Source organism: Rhizobium sp. CB3060 (assembly GCF_025200735.1).
Classification (GTDB): Bacteria; Pseudomonadota; Alphaproteobacteria; order Rhizobiales; family Rhizobiaceae; genus Rhizobium.
On record NZ_CP104159.1, the window covers coordinates 1,173,380 to 1,189,318 of the forward strand.

Annotated in this window: 15 protein-coding genes; 12 read left to right on the top strand and 3 right to left on the bottom strand. The window is 58.0% G+C overall.

Annotated features, from left to right (window positions below):
• Positions 1–80: 80 nt before the first annotated feature.
• From N2601_RS24815 to N2601_RS24855, 9 genes are all read left to right on the top strand, one after another.
• Positions 81–965 carry a dihydrodipicolinate synthase family protein gene (locus N2601_RS24815; RefSeq protein WP_260304037.1) on the top strand — a complete coding sequence of 295 codons (885 nt, stop codon included), beginning with the start codon at positions 81–83 and terminating at the stop codon, positions 963–965.
• Positions 966–992: 27 nt separating this feature from the next.
• On the top strand, positions 993–1,652 hold the full coding sequence (locus tag N2601_RS24820; RefSeq protein WP_260304038.1) for a GntR family transcriptional regulator: 660 nt from the start codon (positions 993–995) through the stop codon (positions 1,650–1,652).
• A gap of 50 nt (positions 1,653–1,702) precedes the next feature.
• Positions 1,703–3,034: an ABC transporter substrate-binding protein gene (locus N2601_RS24825; RefSeq protein WP_104826989.1), complete on the top strand. Its 1,332-nt coding sequence runs from the start codon at positions 1,703–1,705 to the stop codon at positions 3,032–3,034.
• Positions 3,034–3,963 (top strand): carbohydrate ABC transporter permease, encoded by a 930-nt coding sequence (locus tag N2601_RS24830; protein WP_260304039.1) that lies wholly within the window; start codon positions 3,034–3,036, stop codon positions 3,961–3,963. The genes N2601_RS24825 and N2601_RS24830 overlap by 1 nt, the downstream gene beginning before the upstream one ends.
• 8 nt (positions 3,964–3,971) lie before the next feature.
• Positions 3,972–4,787 carry a carbohydrate ABC transporter permease gene (locus tag N2601_RS24835; protein WP_260304040.1) on the top strand — a complete coding sequence of 272 codons (816 nt, stop codon included), beginning with the start codon at positions 3,972–3,974 and terminating at the stop codon, positions 4,785–4,787.
• 167 nt (positions 4,788–4,954) lie between these two features.
• The gene (locus tag N2601_RS24840) at positions 4,955–5,197 is read left to right on the top strand and encodes a hypothetical protein (protein ID WP_260304041.1); all 243 of its coding nucleotides are present in this window, start codon (positions 4,955–4,957) and stop codon (positions 5,195–5,197) included.
• 400 nt (positions 5,198–5,597) lie between these two features.
• Positions 5,598–6,542 carry a substrate-binding domain-containing protein gene (locus N2601_RS24845; protein ID WP_104826995.1) on the top strand — a complete coding sequence of 315 codons (945 nt, stop codon included), beginning with the start codon at positions 5,598–5,600 and terminating at the stop codon, positions 6,540–6,542.
• A gap of 70 nt (positions 6,543–6,612) precedes the next feature.
• Positions 6,613–7,596 (top strand): ABC transporter permease, encoded by a 984-nt coding sequence (locus N2601_RS24850; RefSeq protein WP_104826996.1) that lies wholly within the window; start codon positions 6,613–6,615, stop codon positions 7,594–7,596.
• 3 nt (positions 7,597–7,599) lie between these two features.
• The gene (locus N2601_RS24855) at positions 7,600–8,367 is read left to right on the top strand and encodes an ATP-binding cassette domain-containing protein (protein WP_260304042.1); all 768 of its coding nucleotides are present in this window, start codon (positions 7,600–7,602) and stop codon (positions 8,365–8,367) included.
• 62 nt (positions 8,368–8,429) lie between these two features.
• On the opposite strand, the gene N2601_RS24860 is transcribed toward N2601_RS24855, so the two are convergent.
• Positions 8,430–8,777 (bottom strand): helix-turn-helix domain-containing protein, encoded by a 348-nt coding sequence (locus tag N2601_RS24860; RefSeq protein ID WP_260304043.1) that lies wholly within the window; start codon positions 8,775–8,777, stop codon positions 8,430–8,432.
• Between the two features lie 544 nt (positions 8,778–9,321).
• A complete protein-coding gene (locus tag N2601_RS24865) occupies positions 9,322–10,308 on the bottom strand; it encodes an AraC family transcriptional regulator (RefSeq protein WP_260304044.1) in 987 nt (328 codons plus the stop codon).
• Between the two features lie 561 nt (positions 10,309–10,869).
• Here N2601_RS24865 and N2601_RS24870 point away from each other — a divergent pair.
• The 3 genes from N2601_RS24870 to N2601_RS24880 are packed head-to-tail and all read left to right on the top strand — an operon-like array spanning position 10,870 to position 14,587.
• Positions 10,870–12,366, top strand: a complete 1,497-nt coding sequence (locus N2601_RS24870; protein ID WP_260304045.1) for a sugar ABC transporter ATP-binding protein — start codon at positions 10,870–10,872, stop codon at positions 12,364–12,366.
• A gap of 16 nt (positions 12,367–12,382) precedes the next feature.
• Complete coding sequence (locus N2601_RS24875; RefSeq protein ID WP_260304046.1) at positions 12,383–13,453, top strand: ABC transporter permease; 1,071 nt, start codon at positions 12,383–12,385, stop codon at positions 13,451–13,453.
• 39 nt (positions 13,454–13,492) lie between these two features.
• Positions 13,493–14,587: an ABC transporter substrate-binding protein gene (locus N2601_RS24880; RefSeq protein WP_260304047.1), complete on the top strand. Its 1,095-nt coding sequence runs from the start codon at positions 13,493–13,495 to the stop codon at positions 14,585–14,587.
• A 123-nt stretch (positions 14,588–14,710) separates the two neighbouring features.
• Here the strand turns inward: N2601_RS24880 and N2601_RS24885 are convergent, their stop codons facing one another.
• Entirely contained in the window at positions 14,711–15,937 is a 1,227-nt protein-coding gene (locus tag N2601_RS24885) for a dihydrolipoamide acetyltransferase family protein (RefSeq protein WP_260304048.1), read from the bottom strand.
• Positions 15,938–15,939 lie beyond the last annotated feature (2 nt).

The window sequence follows — 15,939 nt, forward strand, 5'->3', positions numbered from 1 at the left end:
CAATATGGCGCGCGCGATTCTGACTATACAACTAACATGTTAGTCGGTATGTACTGACAACACATCTGGAGGAATGGAACTTGTCTCGCAAATTCGGTCTGTCAGTCGCGCTTACGACGCCCTTCGATACCAACGGCGATATCGCGATCGGCCCCATGATCAAGCAGGCCGAGACAAGCCTTGCGTCGGGATGCTCGAGCGTCACGCTGTTCGGTACCACCGGCGAGGGCTCCTCCATCGGGACGCAGGAGCGCGAAGAGGTGCTCGACGCTTTCCTGGATGTGGGGATTGCGCCGAACCAGATTATCGTGGGCGTCATGGCGGATTCGGTCGAAAATGCCGCCGCGCAAGCATCATTTGCGCTCACGAAAGGCGTGCGCAATATCCTGCTAGCGCCACCTTTCTATTTCAAGAATGTCAGCGACGAAGGACTGTTTCGCTGGTTCTCGGCCGTATTCGCTCGGCTAGGCGACAGAGCGCGCGACATCATCGTCTACAACATTCCTTCCATTACCATGGTGCCGCTCTCGGTGGCGCTGATAGGCAGGCTGCGCAGCGCCTTTCCCGGCATTGTCGTTGGAGTCAAGGACTCCTCCGGCGATTGGCCGTTCACGGAGTCGCTATTGAAGGCGCATGGCGATCTCATCATCCTGATCGGCGACGAACGGCACCTCGCCAGGGGCGTTCGGTTGGGCGGCCAGGGGGCGATTTCCGGGATGGCAAATTTCGTGCCCCGCGAAATCCGGCTGATGGCTGAGGAGGGAAAGGATGATCCGCGCGTCGAGGATTTTGTTCCGGAGCTGCTGAAATTTCCGGTGACTGCGGCCGTCAAAGTTATGGTAGCACAACTCTCCGGGGATGAAATCTGGCTTGCTGTTCGCCCGCCGCTCGTTTCAATATCCGACGAAGGACAGGAACATCTTGCCGGCGCGTTCAATGCGCTTTTCAGATCCAAGGCGGCTTAAGCGGACCGGAGAGGGAGAGAGGGACGAATGGACGGCGTGAACGAGCAGCCGACCTTACGGGAAAAAGCCTATGCTAGCTTTACCCACCATCTGCTTGCTCGCGATGTGCGGCCGGGCGAATTCGTCTCGCAGCGCAGGCTCGTGGAACTCACAGGTTTACCGCTTGGCGCCATCCGTGAGCTGATCCCGCGGCTGGAAGCCGAAGGCTTGATCAAGACGGTGCCGCAACGCGGTCTCCAGATTGCCCATATCGATCTCAACCTGATCCGCGAGGCGTTTCAGCTACGCATCTTTCTGGAAAAGGAAGCGGTTGCGCTCTTCACCCATACGGCTTCCGACGAAACGATTGCCGAACTCTTGAAACAGCATCGCGATATCGCCGCCGCCATCCAGTCTGGCGATGCCTCGCAGGAGCTTGAGGTTCATGCGCAATCGGTGGATTGGGGCATGCACGATGCTTTTATCGACGCACTCGGTAACACGATTATTTCGAATGCCTATCGCGTCAATTCAATCAAGATGCGCCTGATCAGTCAGGATCGTTTCCGGATCAACGGCCATGTCGGGCCGGTCATGAACGAGCACCTGCAGGTGCTGGAGGCGATCGAAAGACGATCCGCGGAGGACGCGGTCGCATCTCTCGTTTCGCACATCAACGGGGCAAGGGATCGTGCATTGAAGATTTGAATGAAACAGGCCGCAAATGAGGAGATTTCGGCCAAAGGAGGAGGAACAGCATGTCATCGTCATTCATCAATCCCACACGCCGCCGCTTCATGGCGGGCACGGCAGCTTTGGGCGCGGCCAGCATGCTCGGCATGCGCACGGCATCGGCATCGGTGGACTGGAAGCGGTTTTCGGGAACCACGCTGGAAGTCAACCTGGTCAAAAGCCCGCGCAGCGAAACCATCCTCAAATATCTCAGCGAGTTCGAGGCGCTGACCGGCATCAAGGTGAATGCCGAAGCGACGCCCGAGCAGCAGCAGCGCCAGAAGACGACGATTGAGCTCAGCTCCGGAAAGCCGAGCTTCGACGTCGTGCACCTCAGCTATCACGTGCAGAAGCGGCAGTTCGAAAAGGGCGGCTGGCTCGCCGACATCAGCGGTTTCCTGAAGGATCCGTCCTTGACGGACCCATCGCTGGTCGAAAGCGATTTTGCCGAGGCAGGCTTGAAGTTCGCCAAGGATTCCAATGGCGTCCTGCGCTCCCTGCCCTTCTCGGTGGATTACTGGATCGTCTATTGGAACAAGGCGCTCTTCGAGAAGAAGGGGCTTACCTATCCGCAAACCTTTGACGACATGGCCAATGCCGCCGAAGCGCTCACGGATAAATCGACCAATACCTACGGCTTCGTCGCCCGCGGTCTCAAAAATGCCAACACGCCGGTCTGGACAGCCCTCATGCTCGGCTATGGCATGACGCCGCTTTCCCCCGACGGCAAATTGCGCACCACCTCGCCAGAAGCTGTCGAGGCTGCCAAGCTCTATCAGCGACTGATGACCAAGGCCGCACCTCCGGGCGTTTCCGGCTTCAACTGGGCCGAGTCTCAATCCGCGTTCCTGCAGGGCAAGATCGGCATGTGGCTCGACGGCGTCGGCTTTGCGCCGCCGATCGAAAATCCGGAAAAATCCCGCGTTGTCGGCCAGGTCGGCTATAGCGTCATTCCCAAGGGGCCTTCTGCACAAGCGGCCGCCACCTTTGGCGACGGTATCGGCGTGACGGCGGCGAGCCAGAAGAAGGAAGCCGCCTATCTCTTCTGCCAATGGGTGATCTCGCATGACATGGGCGCGCGGCTGCTACAGGCCGGCGCCGGCGTGCCCTTCCGCCAATCCGTCCTCGAGGATCAGAAGGTCCGTGAAGGCGTCAAGATGCCTGGGGCCTGGCTCGATGCCGTGGTCGGCTCCGGCAAAGTCTCCGCACTCGGCCTGCCGGTTATCATCCCCGTCACCGAGTTCCGTGACATCTACGGCGTGGCGCTTACCAACATGATCGGCGGTGCGGATCCCGCGAGCGAGCTAAAGAACGCAACCGCGCAGTTCGAGCCGGTGCTGGCCCGAAGCGAGGGGTGATGGTGTCCGTGCGCATCGAAGATACCACGGCGAGCAGCGTCAAGGAGAAGAGCAAGCCGACAAATCGGCTTGCTCCCAACTATTGGCCCTTCGTCATTCCGGCCCTGGTGGTCATTGCCGCGGTTATTGTTTTTCCGTGGGTTTTCACCCTATGGATGAGCGTGAATAGCTGGACCCTTGGGCAATCCCAGACCTTTGCGGGCTTTGCCAACTACCTTCGCCTGGCGACCGACGCCCGCTTCTGGGAGGCGCTGTGGCACACGGTTCTCTATACAGGGCTCTCGGTCATCGCACCGGTTTTCCTGGGCACGCTCGCCGCCCTAATCTTCGATGCGCAATTCCCCTTCCGCGGCTTTCTGCGCGGCATTTTCGTCATGCCGATGATGGCGACGCCCGTCGCCATCGCGCTCGTCTGGACCATGATGTTTCATCCGCAGCTCGGAGTGCTCAACTATCTTTTGTCCTTCATAGGCATTGGTCCGCAGGAATGGATCTACAATCAATTCAGCGTCATCCCGTCGCTGGTCGTGGTGGAGACCTGGCAATGGACACCGCTCGTCATGCTGATCGTGCTCGGCGGCCTCGCCGCCGTTCCGCGCGAACCCTATGAAAGCGCCGAGATCGACGGCGCCAATGCATGGCAGAAGTTTCGTTATCTTACCCTGCCGATGATCGCGCCCTTCCTGATGATCGCCGTGATTATTCGCAGCATCGATGCGATCAAGAGCTTCGACATCATCTATGCGATGACGCAGGGCGGACCGGGCACGGCCTCCGAGACGATCAACATCTATCTCTACAACACCGCCTTCTCCTACTATGACATCGGCTACGGCTCGGCCATGGCGGTCATCTTCTTCATCCTCATCGTCGTGCTCTCCTTCGTCCTGCTGATGGCGAGACAGCGCGCGAACTGGTCGGATAGGTAGGCACTTCGATGAAACGCAAGACGCTCGACCGGATCGGTCTTCTCTTCGTGGCGCTGGTGATGATTTCGCCGGTGGTCCTATTCTTCCTGTGGATGATCTCGCTCTCGTTGAAATACGAAATCGATAACGGCGCCTATCCGCCGATCTTTATTCCCGAGCGCTTCGCCTGGTCGAACTACCTCAAGGTTTTCGAGGAGAACAACTTCTTCCTCTATTTCTGGAACTCCATTCTGGTGACCGGATCCGCGACATTGCTCGCGCTGCTGATCGGCGTTCCGGCCGGCTACGGCATCGCACGCCTCAAGGCGGAGAAGTCGGCGATCGTCATCATGATCGCGCGAATGACGCCCGGCCTTTCCTTCCTCATTCCGCTGTTTCTGCTCTTCCAATGGCTGAACCTTTTGGGAACGCTTTGGCCGCAGATCATCATACATCTGGTCGTGACGGTCCCGATCGTCGTCTGGATCATGATCGGCTATTTCGAGACGACACCGATGGAGCTGGAGGAAGCGGCCGCTATCGACGGGGCAACGCCGTGGCAGATCTTCCGGCTGGTGGCCCTGCCGATCGCCAAGCCGGGGATCGTCGTTGCCTTCATCCTCTCGGTCATCTTCTCATGGAACAATTTCGTCTTCGGCATCGTGCTCGCCAGCCGCGAGACGCGCACCTTGCCGGTCGCCGTCTACAACATGTTGTCATTCGAGCAGGTGAGCTGGGGACCGCTTGCGGCGGCAGCGCTGATCGTGACGCTGCCGGTGCTCGTTCTGACGATATTTGCCCAGAAGCAGATCGTTGCCGGCCTGACCGCTGGCGCCGTCAAGTGAGTTGAATGCAGGCCCTACTTCGCCGCGCCGCTCGGAAGCTACCGATCGGCGAATTGTTCATGAAGCTCAGATTAACGTAACCGTCAGCTCTCGTTCACTCCCCCGGGATTAGCTTAGAACCAACGTCGCAAAGCGACGTTCGTGTAAGATGTAACCGGAGGAAACTCATGAGCAAGTTCTTCATCGTGTCTGCAATCGCCCTTGCTTCGCTTGCAGCCACAAGTCTTCCATCCCAGGCCGCCTCGGTAGAAATTACGACAGGTGGCGGTCCCTATTATCATCATCGCCATCACTACGACGACCGCGACGACTGGTATTATCGTCATCACCATCGGCACTGCTTTACCAGGGTGGTAAAGGAATGGCACCACGGGCACAGAGTTGTCACGAGGGAGCGGATTTGCCGCTAATCGCCATTGTGTCGGCCCGGCCTTGCGCCGGGCCTATGTAAACCTGGATCAGCTTTATTGCCGCCAGCCTTCATCAGGCCTGACGGGAAGCTTCAGAGACAGCGAACCTCCGCTATCGCGTAAAACCACGGGACATAGATACTCCCCGACGATTTTCCGCCCGGCAATCGCCAATCATCATGGCCGATTACTTCAAAGCAATGGCTTAGTTCATTCCCGATTTTGTATTCTGCTCCGCCGGCTCGGATTCGTGACCGGATTCACTTGACATCTCTCTCTACCTCCGGCTGGCTTTTAAGCATCAAAATGAACGCAGGATGCGAAGCATTTTGATGTTGACTGGGGAGGTCAGCAATCAAGCCGACCGGTCAACCAACCGGACCAAGGGAGGAGTTTTCACATGCTAAGGAAAGCTATTACCTTACTCGCGGCGATCTTCATTGCCGCTGGAGCGGGTTTCATTTCGACAGCCTATGCGCAGGGCAAAACCTATTATTGGATATCGCACGGCTCTCCGGCGGATCCTGTGTGGACCTATTTTCTAGCCGGGGCCAAGCTCTGGGCCGAAGACACCGGCAACAAGGTCAACACATCGTTCCACAACGGTGATGTTCCGGCGCAACAGGAGGCCGTGAGGGCTGCAATTTCGGCGGGGGCTGCCGGCATCGTGACCACCAGCCCGGATCCGGGCAGCCTCGTCCAAGTCGTGAAGGAAGCCAATGCCGCCAAGATCCCGATCATCAACTTCAACACGCCCGATCCCCAAGCGAGCTTCAACGCCTATGTCGGGGGTGACAACAAGAGCTTCGGCCATAACTGGGCGCAATATCTGGTCGACAAGAAGCTCGTGAAATCCGGTGACTTCGTCTGGATGCCGGTGGAGGTTCCCGGTGCGACTTATGGCGTGCAGGAAGAAGAGGGAATAGCCAGCGTCTTCAAGCCACTAAATATTACCTGGGAAATCACAGACTCCACATTGGACCAGGCTGAAATCATTACTCGCATGTCAGATTACCTCACCGCCAATCGCTCGAAAATCAAGGCGATTATCGGGCTTGGCGACCTCGTCACCGGAAGCATCAAGCGGGTGTTTGATCAGGTCGGCGTAAAGCCGGGCGAAATTCCCGTCGTCGGCTGGGGCAACTCGCCCGATACGACACAGGAAGTCCTGACGGGTTACGTGAATGCCGCTCAGTGGCAGGACCCGCAAGCAACCAGCTACATGGCTCTATCAATCGCAGCCATGGCCGCCAGCAAGATCCCGCCCGGCTTTAACATCATTACCGGCGCTCTTTATGAAAAGGACAAAGCCGAGATCTACGACAAAATTCTCTCGGGCAAGTAACGTCGTCGAAAGTCGTACCGGCTGCGCCATCCGGTTCAAACCGGGTGGCCACCCCAATCGGTGAGCGCCCATGCAACATTCCTTTGTTCAACGCTTCGTTTCGAAACCCGAATTCGGCCCGCTGGTACTGCTGGTGCTTGAGCTTGTGGTCTTCTGGTCCTTCAATTCGGACTTTCTCTCGCTTCCAAACATCAGCAACACGCTCTCGTTTACCGTCGAACTCGGGCTGATCGCGTTGGCGATGACCTTGCTGATGACCGCAGGGGAATTCGATTTGTCGGTGGGATCGGTGTTCGGCTTCTCCGCCGTTTTAATGTGGACGGTGTTCAATGGCAATCTGATGCCGCTCGGCGCCGCCTTCCTCGTCACACTCGCACTCAGCCTCTTCATTGGCTTTGTTAACGGGTGGTTCGTCACGAAGCTGAACATTCCGTCCTTTCTGGTGACGCTCGGTATGCTCCTGGTGGTGCGCGGCACTGCCCTTTACGTCACCGACGGCTTTCCCCAACACACCTGGACTGCCGGAAACAACTGGTTTGCCAACCTCTTGGCTGGCAGCTTCTTCATCGGCAGCTTCCGAATGTACATGTCGGTGCTGTGGTTCGCGCTAGCGGCATTCGCCGCCCACTTTGTTCTCACTCAAACGAAAATCGGCAATTGGATACAGGCGTCCGGCGGCAATCCGAATGCGGCGCGTGCCCGCGGCGTCAATGTCAGCCGAACCAAGATCTATTTGTTCATGACGTCTTCGGCCATGGCCTCGCTTGCAGGGGTGATCAGCTCGATCCGCACGTCGGCGGCAAATCCAAATAGCGGAACGGGCTATGAGCTCGAGGTGATCGCAATGGTCGTCATCGGCGGAACGGTGCTGACGGGCGGACGGGGGACCATCATCGGAACAGTGCTTGGCATCTTCATTCTGCGCATCATGCGAAACGGCATCGTGATGGTGGGAGTGCCTGGGCTTGCCTATAATATTTTCATCGGAGCAATCATCCTCGGCATGATGGCGCTTCATTCATGGCTTGAACGTCGACATAGCGCGGGAGTGTAGACGATGGCCGAAGACCTCGTTCGAATGGAGAAAATCAACAAGTTCTACGGCCGCATCCATGCGCTTCGCGACGTCAGTCTTTCCGTCAAAACGCACGAAGTGGTGGGCTTGCTCGGCGACAATGGTGCGGGAAAATCAACCCTGATCAAGGTCTTATCCGGCGCTGTACCGCTGACGAGCGGGGAGATCATAATCAAAGGGAAAAAGGTCGAACTCAAAAACACAGCCGAGGCGATTGCGCATGGAATTGAAACGATTTTTCAAGATTCCGCCCTCGTTCCGCAGCTATCGATCGCCCGAAATCTCTTTCTTGGGCGGGAGCCAATCAAGGGAAGCCGCTTTTTTGGCCGATTGGACCAATCCGCAATGAATGCGTCCGCTCGAGACTTGTTGAAGCGGGTCGGGATTACGAAGGATATTCCGCCAGAGACCGCAATCTCCGCGTTATCGGGGGGCGAACGCCAGGCAGTCGCAATCGCCCGCGCCATGCAGTTTGATAGCGATCTGATCATCCTGGATGAGCCTACCAACAATCTGGGCGTTGCCGAAACGCAAGGGGTTCTCCGTTTCGTTCGCGAAGCGCGCGATACCGGACACTCCTGCATCTTCATCGCCCACAATATCCACCATGTGTTTCAGGTGGTCGACCGCATCATCGTGATGCGCGGCGGGAGGGTTGTCGCAGACGACATAGATCCGAAACAGACGACGATCGCTCAGGTCGAAAGGATTATCACCGGCGAGGAAATGCTCAACGCCATCACAAGCTGATCGCGTCCGCAGCGCCAAATTCTGGCCTCCTGATGCTTGTGAAGGCATCAGGACATGCACCATCAGCTATAGGGACCGACCAGCGACTTAACCAGACTCACGACCTTAAGCCGCGTCCTTGCGTCCTTGATCTTGGCGAAGGCGCGGTTTAGCTCGATGCCCTCCCCCGAAGCCAGGAAGCCCGCTAAGTCACTGCCGGAGGTAAAAATTTCTTCTCCAGCGCTTTCCGAAAGCTCAGAGACGCCCTCGAAGAAAAACGAAACCGGCACGTCGAGACAATCTGCGACGCTTTGCAGCCGGCTGGCGCCGACCCGGTTTTTACCTTTTTCATATTTCTGGACTTGCTGGAACGTCACATTCAGCCCTTCGGCGAGCGTCGTCTGACTCATGCCCAATATGCGGCGTCGCATTCGGATGCGTCTCCCGACCTCGACATCAATCGGGCTCGGATCCTTTTGGTTTGGCCCCTTATGCACGGTTCTCTCTTTCTGGCAGACAGTGCCTCGCGCTTAACGACCTAGCAATCTTCATGGGAAAATGACGGGTCGCACGAGCCGACCTGTTGAGTTCCCGCTTTACCGCCAACAATGTTGAAATTGTTGACTCCATCCCGGCGAAGCTTGCTCAATCGAAAGTCTGAATGGACAAAAAGACCGCCCATCGAACCTGGGGAGCCGATGGGCGGGGGGCTGCTCCGGAACCTACTCGCATCATGCTCGCAAGTCCCACCACCATGACTGCCGTGTCAAATCGCAAACTTCAATGCGTTAGCGTCATGCGATGAACGTACGTTCTGTTTTCCTGCGTATTCGGGATAATAGTTGCGTTATGCGAATATACCGCGTCAGCCAACACGCCGGATGTCAGTCGATATCCACAGGCACAGCCGATCGACGACCGTAGTGCCGCCGCCATGGCTTCGATTGCTGTCAAAACGGCTGCAGACGAATGCGTTTACTTGCCCTCGCCTCGGCGCAGTTTCGCTGCGTTGGACGGCATTTCGCCGAAGGATTGCTGATAGAGCGCTGCGAAACGTCCCATATGGGAGAATCCCCAGCTCCGCGCGACTTCGGCAACCGAGAGAGAGGTGGCCGGATCCGTCAGCGCTTTGCGCACGCCTTCCAGGCGGATTATCCGCAGATAGTTTAAAGGCGTCGTGTCCTTGAACTGCTGAAAAGCCGCCTGCAAGGCCCGCACGCTTGTGCCGGACGCCTCGGCGATATCGGCGATACTCATCGGAGACGAAACATTGGCATGCATATATTCGATCGCTCTCTTCAAGCGCTTTGGTATTGCAGGGGACGTCGGTTTTGCCAGCCGTGCGGAATAGTTATTCGGGACAGTTTCTAAAAGCGTGATCATCATCGCCTGCAACAGGCGCTCGACGAACGTCGACGAGGTCTGATGCTCATCTTCGACGTCCAGGCAATTCCAGATAAGATTTCCGAGTGTGGTTATCCGCGATCCTTTTACGGTTGCCAAATCGACGGTGTCAGCGAAATCGATGTCGCCGTCGACCGGCGCATCAAGCAGTTCACTCAGTTGACGGATCATTGCGGATTTTTCGAACGCGATGCCGATATGACTGCGGTCTTCGTGAAGGACCAGCTTGTCGAAGCGCGACATATCACCCAAGAGGCCTGCCGCCGGTTCCGATACGAGCTGCGTTCGACCCGAGTCGATTGCCATCACGCCGGAGGATGGCAGGTAAAGAGCGTACGCGTCAGGTCCGCTGGGAAGGGTGACCCTCATCCCGGAATGGCACCTTCCATTCCAGACATTGAAGCGCCCAACGGCGTAATGCCGGTCTTCCACCGAGATCAGCGAGCCTCGGTGAAGCGGCTCGACCGTCGCGGGCGATAAGGTCCTTGCATAATGTTCCGTCATTTCGTCGGCATCGGCATCAACGATCTTGAAGACGGAATGAGTGACGTACCTCATTATTTTCCCCAAATGAGCGATCCCGAGACGCTCTCAAGGGCCACCCAAATCCCAAGAAAGCAGACGTAGATCGTATTACTACCTACTAATACTGAGCAAACCGCAACGCGACTGCATCCCCTGCAGAAACACTATCCAAGACGCGCATTTTACTACTTAAAATAAGTAATATGCCGAACGACATCTGCGCGTCTCGGTTGCGCATGAAAACTCCACTTCCTGCGCGCATATCGCTGATTCCATTGAGTTTTATGAACATCCCTTAAGCGCTCTGAATCCTCTACTGAAGCGTCGCTCCCTTTCGTTGCATGAATATTCAGATAATGAAAGCTAGAAAGAAGTTAAATAATGTAAATGCCATGCGGCTCTCGCAAATGTATTTTAAGTATTAAATAATGCCGTTCATATCTGCGCTCCACTTAGCCGGGCATGACTTAGCTGTCCTGAATATGGCGGCTCGGCGCCATCCACAGCCCGAATCCGCGATGACAACGACGAGGCTCTTGACGGAATGTTATCGATAACATAGCCTCTTCTCACCTGAACTTTGGGAGGAGCAGGATGGACGACGGAAAGCTGCTCGAATTTTGCGACATCACCAAAGAATTTGGTGGAACGCGCGCATTGTCGAATGTCTCGCTGGATCTGAAACCGGGAGAAATTCTGGCTCTTCTTGGTGAGAACGGCGCGGGAAAGTCGACCCTCATCAAGACGCTGGCGGGCATCTACAGACCGGATGGCGGACAAATTCTGTTTCGCGGCAAACCATATCATCACCGCCCGCCGCGGCCAAACCAGCGCCAGCCGATCGCCTTCATTCATCAGGATCTCGGACTGATCGAATGGATGACGGTTGGCGAAAATGTTGGTCTCGCACAGGGCTATTCGCTGCGCGGCCGGCTGATCGACTGGCGCGCGACCGAACGCCGTACGGCGGAGGCCCTGAAGCTTGTGGGCTGCGATTTCGATCCGTCGACACGGATTCAAGAACTGACCCGAACCGAAAAGTCGCTTGTCGCGATAGCGCGTGCTCTCGCCGTCGAGGCAGACGTTCTCGTTCTCGACGAGCCGACGGCAAGCCTGCCCGCCGATGAAGTCGAAAAGCTGTTTGCCGCCATCCGCCCGCTCAAGGAACGTGGTGTTGCGATGATCTATGTCTCGCATCGGCTGGATGAGATCTTCAGGATCGCCGATCGCGTTGCGGTGCTCCGCGATGGCCAACTGGTCGGGCAAAAACCAGTTTCCGACACGTCGCCGGACGAGCTGATCCGAATGATCGTCGGACGCAAGGCCGACCAGCTCTTCGTCAAGGCCGAACGGACCGCAGGGCCTGCCATTGTTTCGGTCAGGGATCTTACCTGCCGCGGCGCAGGACCGGTGTCCTTCGACATTCGCCAAGGAGAGCTTCTCGGTCTCGTCGGACTGAGAGGCGCGGGCCAGGAATTGATCGGACGCGCGCTCTTTGGTTGCGAGCCCGCCAGCGGAGCGGTCCTGCTGAACGGTGCGCGACCCGATCTTTCCAGCCCCGTCTCAGCCATGGCTTCCGGTATCGGCCTGATCGCCAGGGATCGCACCGAAGAATCCGTCGCCATGTCCCTCAGCCTGAGGGAAAACACCTTTCTCAATCCCGGCGCATCCGGACGGGGCATGATGTCCTTCCTGCCGCCGCAGCGCGAGGCCGAAATGGCCTATTCGCTCGGCAGCCGCGTTGGCCTTAGACCCAATGATCAGAACCTGGCGATCGAAGCCTTATCCGGCGGAAACCAGCAGAAGGTGGTCGTGGGCCGGTGGCTCGCGACAGGCCGGAAGCTGTTGATCGCAGAAGACCCGACAGCCGGCGTGGATGTCGGCGCCAAAGCGGACATCTACAAGCTGATCGCCGAGGCCGTCGAGGAAGGGCTGGCCGTGCTCGTCGTCTCCACCGACTTCGAAGAAATCGCTCATATCTGCCATCGCGCCCTGGTGTTTTCTCGCGGTCAAATCGTGCGGGAACTGAGCGGCGCCGACTTAACAACACCGGCGGTCATCGCCGCAGCATCCGCATCCGAAGCGGCCTGATCCAGGGAGGAACCTCATGCAATCGATCGAATCCAATGCGCTCGAACCGACCAGCGCCGAGCTGGCGGGAATGAGCTTTGGCCAGAAAATCCAGCGCCTACTGCCGGTCTATGGCCTCGTTATTCTCACAGCCCTTCTGATCCTGCTGTTTTCCATTCTGCTGCCGCAGACCTTTCCGACGCTGCTCAATCTGCGTTCGATCATCTCTGACAAGACGATCATCGCCATTCTGTCGCTTGCCGCAATGATCCCGATGGCGGCAGGACGCATCGACCTGACGATCGGTTACGGCATCGTGCTCTGGCACGTTCTGGCGATTAGCTTGCAGACGATGTTCGGCCTGCCCTGGCCGGTGGCTGTGCTCATCGTCATCCTGCTCGGCGCGCTGACCGGCTTCCTGAACGGGCTGCTGGTGGAAATCGCCAAGATCGACAGCTTCATCGCGACGCTCGGCACGGGCACCGTGCTTTATGCCATTGCTCTTTGGCATACCGGCGGGCGACAGGTGGTCGGCATGCTTCCCCAGGGCTTTTATGCGCTCAACGGCACGATGGTCTTCGGGCTGCCGATCACAGGGATCTATGTGCTTGGCCTCGCCTTCGTCATGTGGATCGTGCTCGAATATCTGCCGATCGGCCGTTACATCTATGCCATCGGCGCCAATCCGAAGGCGGCCGCATTGAACGGCATCCCCGTCCGTCGCTTCGTCATCGGCGCCTTCGTGACGTCAGGCACCCTCGCCGCCATCGCAGGCGTATTGCTCGCCTCCAAGCTGCGCATCGGCCAGGCCAGCGTCGGGCTGGAATATCTTCTGCCGGCACTCGTCGGGGCCTTCCTGGGTTCCACGACCATCAAGCCCGGTCGCGTCAACGTGTGGGGCACCATGATTGGCGTCATCATCCTGGCGGTCGGCATCGCAGGCATCCAGCAGTTCGGGGGCTCGTTCTACGTGGAGCCGCTTTTCAACGGCGTGACCCTGCTGGTCGCCATCGGCATCGCTGGCTATGCGCAGCGCCGGCGGAGCCATGCCGGACGCATGGCTCCAGTACAAAAGCCGCAGCTATCAGCTAAGGCGACCGACAACTGAAGATCATTTTGGTTTAATTTTCAAAGGGAGGAGAATGAAATGAAACGCAGATTTTTCCTGCAGGCGACCACAGGCTTGTTGATGCTGTGTGCAAGCCACGCCTATGCCGATCCGATGGCGGATGCAAAAGCCGTCGTCGACAAATATGCGACGCCGGTCACCAAATGGGACGGCCCGACCACCGGTCCGAAGGCACAGGCGGGCAAGACCATCGTCGTATTGGCCGGCGACCTTAAGAATGGCGGCATTCTCGGCGTCAGCAACGGTGTCGAGGAAGCAGCAAAGGCGATTGGCTGGCAGGTAAAGGTTCTCGATGGCGCGGGCTCCATCGGCGGACGCACGGCTGCCTTCGGTCAGGCCATAGCGCTGCAGCCTGCCGGCATCATCATCGATGGCTTCGATGCAGTCGAGCAGGCCCCGGCTCTGGAACAGGCAAAGGCCGCCAAGATCCCGTTGGTCGCCTGGCATGCCGGCCCGGTCATCGGTCCCGATGACAAGAACGGCCTCTTTGCCAATGTCAGCACCGATGCGATGGAAGTCTCGAAAGCGGCTGCCGACTGGGCCTTTGCCGATGCCAAGGGCAAGCCAGGCGTGATCATCTTCACGGACTCCACCTATGCGATCGCCATCGCCAAGGCGGACAGGATGAAGCAGGAGATCGAACGGCTAGGCGGCAAGGTGCTCGAATATGTCGATACGCCGATCGCCGAGACCTCGCAGCGCATGCCCCAGCTAACCACCTCGCTCCTGCAGAAATATGGCGATAGCTGGACCCATTCGCTTGCGATCAACGACCTCTATTTCGACTTCATGGGCCCGTCGCTCGCTTCCGCCGGCAAGAGCGGCACCGATGCGCCGATCAATGTCGCCGCCGGCGACGGCTCGCAATCGGCCTATGAACGCATCCGCGCCGGTCAATTCCAGAAGGTCACGGTGGCCGAACCGCTCAATCTCCAGGGCTGGCAATTGGTCGACGAACTCAATCGTGCTTTCGCCGGTGAAAAATGGTCCGGTTACCTCTCGCCGCTGCATGTGGTCACGGCAGACAATATCCAGTCCGACGGCGGTCCGAAGAATACGTTTGATCCGGATAACGGCTACAAGGATCAATACAAGAAGATCTGGGGCAAATGATCCCTTCTTGAAGTTGAGAACAGCGCGGCCTTCGGGCCGCGCTCAGCCTGCCGATAAGCCCCGGCGTCGACAGCAGAACCAACGGCTCTGCATACGACAAGAGTTTCGAACCCTTTGATGATATCAGCCTTCGATGAAAATGAGCGCCGGTGTTTCGAGCAGTGTGCGGACGCGCTGCACGAAGGTCGCCGCATCCCAGCCGTCAACAATGCGATGATCGAAGCTGGATGACAGATTCATCATCTTGCGCGGCACGAACTGCGTGCCGTCCCAGACCGGCCGTGTGGCGATCTTGTTGACGCCGATAATCGCCACCTCCGGATGATTGATAATAGGCGTGGAGACGATCCCGCCGAGCGCGCCGAGCGAGCTGATGGTGATCGTCGAGCCGGAAAGCTCTTCACGCGTTGCAGTGCCCGAGCGCGCCGCCTCTGCCAGCCGGTTCATCTCAGCGGCGCAATCCCAGATACCGCGTGCTTCCGCATGCCGCATGACAGGCACGGTCAAACCCGCCGGCGTCTGTGTTGCGATACCCATATGGACCGCGCCATAGCGTGTGACGATGCCGGCTTCGTCGTCAAAAGTGGCGTTGACATTGGGCTGCTCGGAAATGGCCTTCACCACGGCCTGTACCAGGAAAGGCAGAACCGTGAGTTTCGGATGATCCGCCTTGCGGTCAGCGTTCATGATGGCACGCAACTCCTCGAGCGAGGTCATGTCCACCTCCTCCACATAGGTAATGTGAGGAATACGCGAGGCGGAAAGTGCCATTTTCTCGGCGATCCGGCGGCGCAGCCCGGTCAACTTGATCTCTTCGGTCGCAGTCTTCTGGGTAAGGCCGCCCATTGACATCGTGGGAGCGGCTCCGTGGTTCAAAAGTTGCTCGATATCCTCTCGCAGGATACGGCCCGCTGGTCCGGTCCCCTGCACTTGTGCGAGGTCGATGCCGCTTTCCTTGGCGAAGAGCCGCACCGGGGGTGCGGCAAGCGGCTTTTCGGTCCGCGGCGTCACAGGATCCGACACTGTTGGAGCAAGCTTCGGAAATTCCGCCGTCGACACTTCGGCAGTCGTCTGTGCGATCTCTGCGGACCGAGCCCCGCCGGCATCTCCGGTCGTTTCGATCCGCACCAGCGGAGCCCTCACCGCGATACGCTCTCCGACCTCACCGGCAAGCCAGGTGACGATGCCGTTGACGGGAGACGGGATTTCTACGGTGGCCTTGTCCGTCATGACGGCGACAATCACCATGTCCTCGCGAACGGGATCTCCTGGCTTCACGAACCACTCGACCAGCTCGGCCTCGGCGACTCCCTCCCCCACATCAGGCATCTCGATGACAAATTCGCTCATGG

Excerpts from the sequence above, each read along its gene's own strand:
- N2601_RS24820 (WP_260304038.1), top strand. The coding sequence starts at position 993 with ATGGACGGCGTGAACGAGCAGCCGACCTTACGGGAAAAAGCCTATGCT.
- N2601_RS24825 (WP_104826989.1), top strand. The coding sequence starts at position 1,703 with ATGTCATCGTCATTCATCAATCCCACACGCCGCCGCTTCATGGCGGGC.
- N2601_RS24830 (WP_260304039.1), top strand. The coding sequence starts at position 3,034 with ATGGTGTCCGTGCGCATCGAAGATACCACGGCGAGCAGCGTCAAGGAG.
- N2601_RS24835 (WP_260304040.1), top strand. The coding sequence starts at position 3,972 with ATGAAACGCAAGACGCTCGACCGGATCGGTCTTCTCTTCGTGGCGCTG.
- N2601_RS24840 (WP_260304041.1), top strand. The coding sequence starts at position 4,955 with ATGAGCAAGTTCTTCATCGTGTCTGCAATCGCCCTTGCTTCGCTTGCA.
- N2601_RS24845 (WP_104826995.1), top strand. The coding sequence starts at position 5,598 with ATGCTAAGGAAAGCTATTACCTTACTCGCGGCGATCTTCATTGCCGCT.
- N2601_RS24850 (WP_104826996.1), top strand. The coding sequence starts at position 6,613 with ATGCAACATTCCTTTGTTCAACGCTTCGTTTCGAAACCCGAATTCGGC.
- N2601_RS24855 (WP_260304042.1), top strand. The coding sequence starts at position 7,600 with ATGGCCGAAGACCTCGTTCGAATGGAGAAAATCAACAAGTTCTACGGC.
- N2601_RS24860 (WP_260304043.1), bottom strand. The coding sequence starts at position 8,777 with ATGCGACGCCGCATATTGGGCATGAGTCAGACGACGCTCGCCGAAGGG.
- N2601_RS24865 (WP_260304044.1), bottom strand. The coding sequence starts at position 10,308 with ATGAGGTACGTCACTCATTCCGTCTTCAAGATCGTTGATGCCGATGCC.
- N2601_RS24870 (WP_260304045.1), top strand. The coding sequence starts at position 10,870 with ATGGACGACGGAAAGCTGCTCGAATTTTGCGACATCACCAAAGAATTT.
- N2601_RS24875 (WP_260304046.1), top strand. The coding sequence starts at position 12,383 with ATGCAATCGATCGAATCCAATGCGCTCGAACCGACCAGCGCCGAGCTG.
- N2601_RS24880 (WP_260304047.1), top strand. The coding sequence starts at position 13,493 with ATGAAACGCAGATTTTTCCTGCAGGCGACCACAGGCTTGTTGATGCTG.
- N2601_RS24885 (WP_260304048.1), bottom strand. The coding sequence starts at position 15,937 with ATGAGCGAATTTGTCATCGAGATGCCTGATGTGGGGGAGGGAGTCGCC.